Annotated in this window: 10 protein-coding genes, 1 tRNA gene and 1 riboswitch; of the genes, 4 read left to right on the forward strand and 7 right to left on the reverse strand. The window is 62.3% G+C overall.

Going from position 1 to position 9,940, the window contains the following annotated elements; translation table 11 throughout:
- Positions 1-132: CbtB domain-containing protein (locus AC1DUU_RS13140; RefSeq protein ID WP_476783870.1), on the reverse strand; the 132-nt coding region annotated here is incomplete at its 3' end.
- Between the two features lie 36 nt (positions 133-168).
- Positions 169-365, reverse strand: a riboswitch (cobalamin riboswitch).
- A 67-nt stretch (positions 366-432) separates the two neighbouring features.
- The gene (locus AC1DUU_RS13145) at positions 433-1,122 is read right to left on the reverse strand and encodes a gamma-glutamylcyclotransferase (protein ID WP_476783861.1); all 690 of its coding nucleotides are present in this window, start codon (positions 1,120-1,122) and stop codon (positions 433-435) included.
- Between the two features lie 121 nt (positions 1,123-1,243).
- On the opposite strand from AC1DUU_RS13145, the gene AC1DUU_RS13150 reads away from it, so the two are divergent.
- A complete protein-coding gene (locus AC1DUU_RS13150) occupies positions 1,244-2,242 on the forward strand; it encodes an acetyltransferase domain-containing protein (RefSeq protein ID WP_476783862.1) in 999 nt (332 codons plus the stop codon).
- Positions 2,239-2,718 (forward strand): methyltransferase family protein, encoded by a 480-nt coding sequence (locus AC1DUU_RS13155; RefSeq protein WP_476783863.1) that lies wholly within the window; start codon positions 2,239-2,241, stop codon positions 2,716-2,718. Before AC1DUU_RS13150 ends, AC1DUU_RS13155 begins: the two co-directional genes overlap by 4 nt.
- A 7-nt stretch (positions 2,719-2,725) precedes the next feature.
- Here the strand turns inward: AC1DUU_RS13155 and AC1DUU_RS13160 are convergent, their stop codons facing one another.
- The 3 genes from AC1DUU_RS13160 to AC1DUU_RS13170 all read right to left on the reverse strand — a co-directional run bounded on the left by AC1DUU_RS13160 (position 2,726) and on the right by AC1DUU_RS13170 (position 5,253).
- The gene (locus AC1DUU_RS13160) at positions 2,726-3,112 is read right to left on the reverse strand and encodes a MerR family transcriptional regulator (protein ID WP_476783864.1); all 387 of its coding nucleotides are present in this window, start codon (positions 3,110-3,112) and stop codon (positions 2,726-2,728) included.
- A 161-nt stretch (positions 3,113-3,273) separates the two neighbouring features.
- Positions 3,274-4,704, reverse strand: a complete 1,431-nt coding sequence (gene mgtE / locus AC1DUU_RS13165) for a magnesium transporter (protein WP_476783865.1) — start codon at positions 4,702-4,704, stop codon at positions 3,274-3,276.
- A 126-nt stretch (positions 4,705-4,830) separates the two neighbouring features.
- Complete coding sequence (locus AC1DUU_RS13170) at positions 4,831-5,253, reverse strand: MerR family transcriptional regulator (RefSeq protein WP_476783866.1); 423 nt, start codon at positions 5,251-5,253, stop codon at positions 4,831-4,833.
- 72 nt (positions 5,254-5,325) lie between these two features.
- Between AC1DUU_RS13170 and AC1DUU_RS13175 the strand changes: the two genes are divergently transcribed.
- The gene (locus tag AC1DUU_RS13175; RefSeq protein WP_476783867.1) at positions 5,326-7,605 is read left to right on the forward strand and encodes a heavy metal translocating P-type ATPase; all 2,280 of its coding nucleotides are present in this window, start codon (positions 5,326-5,328) and stop codon (positions 7,603-7,605) included.
- A gap of 364 nt (positions 7,606-7,969) precedes the next feature.
- Here the strand turns inward: AC1DUU_RS13175 and AC1DUU_RS13180 are convergent.
- Positions 7,970-8,054 (reverse strand) — tRNA-Leu (locus tag AC1DUU_RS13180).
- A 208-nt stretch (positions 8,055-8,262) separates the two neighbouring features.
- On the opposite strand from AC1DUU_RS13180, the gene lipB reads away from it, so the two are divergent.
- Entirely contained in the window at positions 8,263-9,003 is a 741-nt protein-coding gene (gene lipB, locus AC1DUU_RS13185) for a lipoyl(octanoyl) transferase LipB (protein ID WP_476783868.1), read from the forward strand.
- A 467-nt stretch (positions 9,004-9,470) separates the two neighbouring features.
- Here the strand turns inward: lipB and AC1DUU_RS13190 are convergent.
- On the reverse strand, positions 9,471-9,940 hold a 470-nt coding region (locus AC1DUU_RS13190), incomplete at its 5' end, for an ABC transporter ATP-binding protein (protein ID WP_476783869.1).

Genomic DNA, 9,940 nt, shown 5'->3' on the forward strand with positions numbered 1-9,940 from the left:
GTTGTGCACCACGTCCATATGCGAGAACCCGAGGAAGCCAACAACGAAAAGGCCAAGCAGCGCCGCAAGCGCGAGCTGCATTGTGCGCGACTGCGAGGAAACGTCGGCGCCGATTGCAGAAACAGTAGTCATCTTAAAGTCCTTTCGCCCTCCACCCGAGGGCCTCGAGAAGTGTCCCTGTCGCCGGCAGGTCTCCTGGCTTGCGGATCGACACCCTTCCCCGCCTTCCCGAAGCAAGCTTCAGTGGCATTTGGGGAGAGCTAACCGCATACAGTTGCGGGGGCAGCCACGGCTTCGGACCTTCAAAAGGCCCTTACCGCATTCCCTCTTGATTCCGTAACGGAACCGACGACGCCACGACTATAGAAACAAATGCCTTGGGCGGCAAACCAAATTCCGACGCCGGGCGGTGCGAATGCGGCGTTTTGGCGATCAGCTCCGGGCCGCGATTCGTTCGGCCACCAGATGCTGCAGCCGCCACAGATGCCGGTCGTGGATGGCGCGCTGCTCGAGGTTCTTCACCACATTGTAGAGATAGTCCGCCGCCGAGCCCCAATGGCCGCAGGTTGTGGCCAGCCGTTCGACAACCTCGTCCTCGCCAAGTGCGCCGGCATAGGCCCGGCCGCCGCGATTGACGACGAAAGCAAGGGCGGTCAGCGGGCCGTCGTCGGTGACAAGGTTCAGCCAGCGCGGCTTGTAGGTCGAGGGCTTCAGCGTCATCTCGCGGCGGTAGAGCTTGTCGAGCTGTTCGCGCCTGTCGCCGTCCATGAGCCTGAGCGCCACGCCCTTGCACTGGCCGCCGCGATCCATGCCCATCATCAGTCCGGGCTGCTCTTTCGTTGCCCGCCAGCGGTTCATGCTGACGCAAAACGAACGATGCCAGCCGCGCGCCAGCGCCACCTTCTCTTCGGTGTGTTCGACCTCGGGCTTCCAGATCAGCGAACCATAGGCAAACAGCCATAGCGGGCCATTGCCGGGATGCTCGGCGAGCGTTTCATCGATCATCGCCTCATAGTCGGCGTCGTCGAGGTGCACTGCATCGGGGTCCGGGCCGGCATCGGCCACGTCGCGATAGCATCGCGCCACCAGCTCTTCGGTCAGCGACATCATGCGTCCGGTCATTTGCGCCACTTCAATTCTTAACCTTGTGCATGACTGGCCACACTGCTCTCTACCGCCCCGCTTCAACCATGATAGTGCTGCAGGGGCGCTGCAACACCTGAAAACGCCGAAGCGAATGGCCATGACGATGCATCCGAGCACTGAACAAGTTCAAGCCCCCTCGCGGCGCGTGTCGGTCATCGACATCGCCCGTGGCACAGCCCTCGTCGCCATGGCGATCTACCACTTCGCCTGGGACCTCGAATTCTTCGGTTACGCCGATCCGGGCATGACCGCCTATGGCAACTGGAAGCTCTTCGCCCGCTGCATCGCCTCAAGCTTCCTGTTTCTCGTTGGCGTCAGCCTTGTGCTGGCGCATGCCAAGGGCATTCGCTGGCCTGGCTACTTCAGGCGGTTGGCCATGGTGTCGGCGGCGGCATTGGCAATCACGGTCGCGACCTGGTTCGCCATGCCCGACAAGTTCATCTTCTTCGGCATCCTGCACCAGATAGCACTGGCCAGCGTACTCGGCCTCGCCTTCCTGCGCCTGCCGGCCCTGCTGACGCTGGTCATCGCCGCCCTGGTCATCGCAGCGCCCAATTATCTGCGCTCTGACGCCTTCAACCACCCGGCGCTTTTGTGGATCGGCCTGTCCACCTTCAATCCGCGTTCCAACGATTTTGTGCCGCTGTTTCCATGGTTTGGCGCCGTATTGACCGGCATTGGTGTTGCCGGTCTCGCGCTCAAGGCCGGTCTTTTCGAAAGGCTGGCGCGCCTTCAACCCGGCGCCTGGTCACGGCCGCTCAGCTTCTTCGGCCGCCACAGCCTGGCTTTCTACCTCATCCACCAACCGGTGATGATTTCGCTGGTCTGGGCCTTTGCCCAGATATTCCCCGCCCCGGTCGAAACGCGCGAAATTACCTTCCTCAAATCTTGCCAGCGCTCGTGCGAGCAAAGCCGCGACACGGATTTCTGCTCGCGCTACTGTGTGTGCATGCTCGACGAGTTGCAAAGGGATGATTCGTTCGTCCGCCTCTATGCCGCCGACCAGAGCCCGGAGCTTAAAGACCGTGTCGGGCAAACCGCGGCCATGTGCTCGACCAACACCGACAACCAGACGATACCAGGAGGAGCGCAATGACCGATCTCAAAGCCGCCGCCCCCAGCAGGGTTCCATGGCCGCCGATCGTCTACCTCCTGGCTATCGCGGTGGCTGTAGCCCTCGGACTGCTCTACCCCTTGCCTTGGCTCACCGAGCCGCTGTCGGACCTGCTCTACGCGGCCGGCTGGTTGGCTGTGGCCGGCGTGGTTGCGATCTATTACTCAGCCATGCAGACGCTGAAGCGCGCCAAGACCACGATCCGTCCCGACAGGCCGTCGGAGCATCTGGTCACCTCGGGCGCTTTTTCCTTCACCCGCAACCCGATCTACTTCGCCAACACGCTCTTGATGATCGCCATCGGCCTGATCACGGCCAGTGTCTGGTTCATCGTCCTTGCGGTGATCGCGGCCTTCGGCACGCAGAAGCTCGCCATTGTGCCAGAGGAAAAGCACCTGCAAGCCCGCTTCGGCAAGAAATACATCGATTACAAAAAGAAGGTCCGGCGCTGGATCTGATCAGCGCTCAGGTGTTGACGCCGAGTTCGACCAGCCGTTCGACACAGGATTCTTCGGCCTGATCGAGTTCGGCCAGCGTCTCCTCGAGGTCGCGGCGCTTCTGGCGCAGATCCTCACGCTTTTCTTCGATGCGCTTGATCATCAGCTTGAGTTGACCGACCTCGCCGGGGGGGGCGCGATACATCTGGATGATCTCGCGAATCTCGTTGATCGAGAATCCAAGCCGCTTGCCGCGCATGATCTGGCGAATGAGCTGCCGGTCAGACGGGCGGAACAGGCGAGTGCGGCCACGGCGGACAGGCTGCACCAGCCCCTCATCCTCATAAAAACGCAGCGTCCGCGTCGAAATGTCGAATTCGCGGGTCAATTCGGTGATCGAGTAATATTCCCGCATCGTCTCTCCACCCAGCCAGCGTCGYCGCGCCGCTTTCAAATCATGCCGCGCTAGCCGAGGCGATCATGCCATGCGACAGTATACGCCGCGCAGCCAAAAGGACCCTTTTTGGTCCTCAAGGAGTCTCGCACGCGACTTACGTAAAAGTCAATTGAACAACCTTACCTCGCAGCAGCGCCAAGATGCAGCCACCAGGTGGCAAGGCTGAGGAAGGCAAGGAAGCCGATGACGTCGGTGATCATGGTCGTGAAGATCGAGGACGAGATCGCCGGGTCCGCGCCAAATTTGTCGAGCAACAGCGGGATCAGGATGCCACCGAGTGCCGCAGCCAGCATGTTGAGCACCATGGCGGCGGCGATGACGAAGCCCAGATCCGGGTTGTGAAACCATAGGCCTGCGACCAGGCCGAGGATGGTTGCGATGATTGCGCCATTGAGCAGGCCCACCATCACCTCGCGGCGAATGACGCGACCGGCATTGTAGATGTCGAGGTCGCGGGTGGCGAGCGCGCGCACGGTTACCGTCATCGTCTGTGTGCCGGCATTGCCCCCGAGCGAAGCGACGATCGGCATCAGTGCCGCCAAAGCCACCATCTCCTCGATGGTGGCGCCAAACTGGCTGATGACCGATGCCGAGATGAAGGCCGTACCAAGATTGACCAGAAGCCATGGCACGCGCGAGCGCGAGGTCGCGCGCACGGTATCGGACAGCTCCTCGTCACCGACGCCGCCCATGCGCAAAAGGTCTTCCTCGGCTTCCTGCTGGATGACGTCGACCACATCATCGATGGTCAGCACGCCGACGAGGCGCTCGTTCTCGTCGACGACGGCTGCGGAGAGCAGATCATATTGCTCGAATTCGCGCGCTGCCTCTTCCTGGTCCATCGTGGCCGGGATGGCGTGGCGCGTCTCGTGCATCACCTCTTCGATCTTGACCGCGCGCTTGGTGCGCAGGATCTGGTCGAGGTCGACAGCACCCAGCAGCTTGAAGCTCGGATCAATGACAAAGACCTGGCTGAAACGGTCGGGCAAATCCTTGTCGTCGCGCAGATAGTCGATGGTCTGGCCAACGGTCCAGAACGGCGGCACCGCCACAAACTCCGTCTGCATGCGCCGACCGGCCGATTCCTCGGGATAATCGAGCGAACGCCGCAGCCTGATGCGCTCGGTGAACGGCAGCTGCGCCAGGATCTCGTTCTGGTCCTCGGTGTCGAGGTCTTCCAGAATGTAGACCGCATCGTCGGAATCGAGTTCCTGGACGGCTTGCGCGATCTGCGCATTGGGCAGGTTGTCGACGATGTCGAGGCGAATCGCCTCGTCGACCTCGGTCAGCGCCGAAAAGTCGAAATCCGAGCCCATCAGTTCGACCAGCGCCAGCCGCTGCTCGGGTAGCAAGGCTTCCAGCAGATGGCCAAGTTCGGACTGGTGCAGGACGGAGACGTCGCGCTTCAGCGTCAGCGTATCGCGGTCTGCGATCGCCGCGCCGATATGGGCCAGGAACGAGGCAAGGATGACCCCGTCCTCGCCATAGATTTCGGCGCGGACAGCGTCAGCGGCGTCGGCGCCGTGCGTATGGTTGTGTCGGGCTTCCATCGGCGCCTCCCGCTTGCGGATTTCGGGATTCGAGGTGGGCTATCCCTAGCCCGCAAAGGGCCGGAATATCAAACGAAATACGGCTCGAAAGGCCGGCGCGGCACAGCCAGTTTTGGCCTGTTTCAATCAGGCCACATGCTCGCTCACGCATTGCTTGTGGTCCGCCAGCACCTCGATGATACGGCAGTCGCAAATACGGCCATGACCGCATTCATCGATCATGCGCGACAGCTCCCCTCGCAGGGCCTGAAGCCGCTCGATGCGCCGGTCGACTTCGCGCAAGTGCGACTTGGCGATGCTGTCGGCCTGATGGCACGAGGCCTGCGGCTCCTGCGACATGACCAGCAACTCGCGGATATGATCGACTTCGAAGCCAAGCTCCCGGGCGTGGCGGATGAAGTTGAGCCGGTCGATCTCGGTCTTGCCATAGCGACGCTGGTTGCCTTCGGTGCGCGGCGGCGCGGCAATCAGCCCGATCTGTTCATAAAAGCGGATCGTCGGCACTTTCACGCCCGTTCGCCGCGCCAGTTCTCCAATCGGCAGATTCATCGAAAAACCCTCTTGATCCTCTAGTGGCTAGAGGTTCTAGCATGGCTTCATATAAGATTGAAAGGACCTGAAATGAACGATGCCAGCCACGGCAAAACACGATTCCGCGTTGGCGGCATGGATTGCGCGTCTTGCGCGACCAAGATCGAAAACGCAGTCATCCGCCTGCCCGGCATCACCGAGGTTGGCATTTCGGTCTCAGCCGGCACCATGACGGTTTCTCATCAGGGAAAAGCCCCCTCCGCAGAAATTTCAAAGCAGATGAAGGCGCTCGGCTATTCCGTCGCCATGCTCGGTGCGGCGCGCACGGCAGAGGTCCACGACCACAAGCACGGCCCTTCCTGCAGCCATGATCACGACCACAGCGGCCACGATCACAGCCATGGTGACCACGCCGGGCACGATCACGGCGATCACTCCGGACACAACCATGGCGCCCCGGCCGCGAACGCTGCAGACGCCGGCCACGCCCATTTCGACCTCGACGACGGGCCATGGTGGACTTCGCGTAAGGCCAAGCTGACCATCGCCTGCGGATCGGCCCTCATTGCGGCCTATGCCATCGGCCAATTTCTGCCGCAGCTCGGCCATTGGGCATTTCTCGCTGCACTCGGGGTCGGTCTCGTACCAGTGTCGCGGCGCGCCTACGCCGCAGCCATAACTGGCACGCCGTTCTCGATCGAAACGCTGATGACCATCGCTGCCATCGGCGCCGTATTCATCGGCGCCACCGAAGAAGCGGCAATGGTGGTGCTGCTGTTCCTCATTGGCGAATTGCTGGAAGGTGTCGCCGCGCGCCGCGCGCGCGCCAGCATACGCGGCTTGGCCGATCTGGTGCCCAAGACAGCCCTGGTCGTAGAAGGCGGGGCGACCCGCGAAATGCCGGCCGATGCGGTTCAGGTCGGTGCGATCATACTGGTCAGGCCGGGCGACCGGGTTGCCGCCGATGGCACCATCGTCGAGGGCTCAAGCACGCTCGACGAAGCGCCGGTGACCGGCGAGAGCGTGCCGAAGTTGAAAACCACAGGCGATTCCGTCTTTGCCGGCACGATCAACACCGATGCGGTGCTCAAGGTCCGCGTCACTGCGGCCGCCGCCGACAATACGATTGCACGCGTCATCAAGCTGGTCGAGGAGGCGCAGGAGAGCAAGGCGCCCACCGAACGCTTCATCGACAGCTTTTCACGTTATTATACGCCGATGGTGCTGGTCGTCGGCGCACTCGTCGCCATCATGCCGCCGCTCGTTGCCGGCGGTTCGTGGGAGGAGTGGATCTACAAGGGCCTCGCCATCCTGTTGATCGGCTGCCCCTGCGCGCTGGTCATCTCCACGCCTGCCGCTATTGCCGCTGGCCTTTCCGCCGGTGCCCGCCGCGGCCTGTTGCTCAAGGGCGGTGCCGTGCTCGAGGGCATGCGCCGGGTGACCACGGTTGCGCTCGACAAAACCGGCACGCTGACCGAGGGCAAGCCCAAGGTCACCGACATTGTTGGCGTTGGCCGGCCTGAAGCTAGAGTCCTGTCGCTGGCAGCAGCACTTGAAACCGGCTCCAGCCATCCCCTGGCGCTCGCCATCCTCCGTCGTGCCAAGGCGGACGGCGTGGCAATCCCCTCGGCAAGTCTAGCCAAGGCAGTCGCCGGCAAGGGTGTCGCAGGCAATGTCGGCGGCGAGGACGTGTTCCTGGCCTCCCCTAGCGCTGCCGAACAAATGGCCGGGCTGTCGGCCAACCTGAAGGAGCAGATCGCCGCCTTCAACGCCGACGGCAAGACCGTTTCGGTGCTGCTTGTCGACAACAAGGTCGCGGGCATCCTCGCCATGCGCGACGAGCCGCGCGCCGATGCCATCGAGGCCCTTGCGATCCTCAAGGCCGACGGCATCGCCACCGTCATGCTGACCGGCGACAACGAAGCCACCGCCAAAGCCATAGGCAAGGGCCTGGGCATTGCAGTTCGCGCCGGCCTGATGCCCGACGACAAGCAGCGGATCGTGCGCGAGTTGCAGAAGGAGGGCCAAGTTGTCGCCAAGGTGGGCGACGGCATCAACGACGCCCCTGCCCTTGCCGCGGCCGATTTCGGCATCGCCATGGGCGGCGGCACCGACGTTGCGCTGGAAACCGCCGACGCTGCGATCCTGCACGGTCGTGTCACCGACATCCCTGACATGATCGCGCTGTCAAAAGCGGTGATGAACAACATCACCCTGAACATCACCATCGCACTCGGCCTCAAGGCCGTGTTCCTGGTGACGACTATCATCGGCCTGACCGGTCTGTGGCCGGCAATCCTGGCCGACACCGGCGCCACCGTGCTGGTCACGGCCAACGCCATGCGCCTGCTCGCGTGGCGCGGCCGCTGAGAAAAGTCCTCCCAAGGATTGCCCGGGGCCGTTCGACGGCTCCGGGCAATCGCGCATTCAATGGCAGGCCGCCAAGGCCGCCGGCGTAAGTACCCGGAATCAAAAACCTCGCACCGAAAACCAGAGCCAATCTTCAAAAAGAGACTGTGCGGAGTTTCACGGCGGCTCTAACGCCCTTTTGCGTACCCGACAGGACACGCGGCGCCGTAACTGCCCCGTATCGCAAGCATAGCGATCAACTGCAGCAAATCTGCACAATCTCTTGTAACGTCTTGGAAAAAGCCGACCAGCCCGGCGAGGTTCAAGCTGTTTAGTCCTGTATGGAACAGCTTGTTCAGGTGATTGGTTGTCACCTGAAAAGTGATGGTGCGGTCGAGAAGACTCGAACTTCCACGGGTTGCCCCACAGCGACCTCAACGCTGCGCGTCTACCAATTCCGCCACGACCGCACTGTCACAGAGGGCCGGTCCGAACCGGCTCGCGGCATGTAGCAAATCGTTTCCGGGGAAACAAGCGCCCTAAGCGATATTCGTCCATCATTCTTGCATGCCCCAGGGGAACTATAGGCTTCGGGCAGCAATAGCCGGCTTTCAAAGCCCAGGGACTGGACCTTTCTGCGCCGAGCCGCCATATCAGGTCGACGAACGGACCCCCAAAATGACCGACCGCAGCCAGATAGCCACGTCGTTTCTCGCCATTCCGGGCTCAGCACCCGTCGAATGGCGAATCGAACCCGGCCTAACGCCCTATGATCAGGCGCTCGCCTTCATGGAATCGCGCGCCGATGCGATTCGTCAGGGGACCGCAGGCGAGATGGTCTGGTTGGTCGAACACCCGCCGATCTACACCGCCGGCACCAGCGCCCAGGAACAGGATCTGGTCGAGCCCGACCGCTTCCCGGTGTTCAAGACCGGCCGCGGCGGCGAATACACCTATCACGGCCCTGGCCAGCGCGTGGCCTATGTCATGCTCGACCTCAAGCGGCGCCGCGAGGACGTCCGCGCCTTCGTCGCCGCACTCGAAGCCTGGATCATCTCGGCGCTTGCCGCCTTCAATGTGAAGGGCGAGCGCCGCGAGGACCGCGTCGGTGTCTGGGTGGTCCGTCCCGACCGCCCAGCCCTGCCGGACGGCTCGGCGGCGGAAGACAAGATCGCCGCCATCGGCATCCGCTTGCGCCGTTGGGTGAGCTTCCACGGCATCGCCATCAATGTCGAACCGGAGCTCGGCCATTTCTCCGGCATCGTGCCTTGCGGTGTCACCGACCACGGCGTGACCAGCCTGGTCGATCTCGGCCTGCCGGTAACGATGAGCGACCTCGACGTGGCGCTCAAAGCCGCCTTTGAAGAGATTTTCGGACCCGCCGACGCAGTCCCTGAGTCGATCCGGCAAACAGCCTGAGGTCACGGCTAATGGCTGCGGTGCCCACGGCACCTAATCTTGTCCGGCATCGGGATAGACCCGGTGCCTCGTTGTTCATTGGTTGAGAATTCCATCAAAAAAGGAATGGCCCCCAACAAGCGCTCAAATCAGAGTGCGCCGATCCACATCGCCATGGTGACGAGGAAGGTGCTCATGCAGACCATCGAAATGACATCCTGTACCAGCTCGGTCATTTGTTGCTCCTGTTTTTGATATGTTCTCAATTTGTTCTATTTCTGTTCAGATGTCAACGCACGCCATTGCATTCGGGCGCAGGCGCCCGCCACAAGCGATTCGACAGTAAATGAAGCGTTTATGCGCGCGACCGCCGGCCCCAGCGCGTTAACAAACGCACTTCAGCGGTGGTTGCTATCGATTGAGCTTGGAGCAACGGTTCGCCTGGCCACCATGCCAGGCAGGCATGGTTCAGCCCTGTCGCGCCGCCGCTAGCGCAGCGCGACAATCTTGCCTTCGGAGAGCGTGACGCGGCGGTCCATGCGCGATGCAAGCTCGTGGTTATGCGTAGCGATCAGTGCCGCCAGGCCCGACTGGCGGACAAGTGCTGACAACGCGTCAAAGACATAACCCGCCGTCACCGGATCGAGGTTGCCGGTCGGCTCATCGGCCAGCAGGACGAGCGGAGCATTGGCGACCGCGCGCGCAATCGCCACCCGCTGCTGTTCGCCGCCGGAAAGTTCCGAGGGGCGATGCAAGGCGCGCTTGCCGATCTTCATATAGTCGAGCAGCTGTTCTGCCCGCTCGCTCGCCTGGGCAGGGCTCAGGCCCTTCACCAGTTGCGGCATCATCACATTCTCGAGCGCCGAGAATTCAGGCAGCAGGTGATGGAACTGATAAACGAACCCGACGTCGTTGCGGCGGATCGCAGTACGCTCGTCGTCCGACAGACGCCCACAGG

The organism is Aminobacter sp. P4_H6_2 (assembly GCF_056400805.1).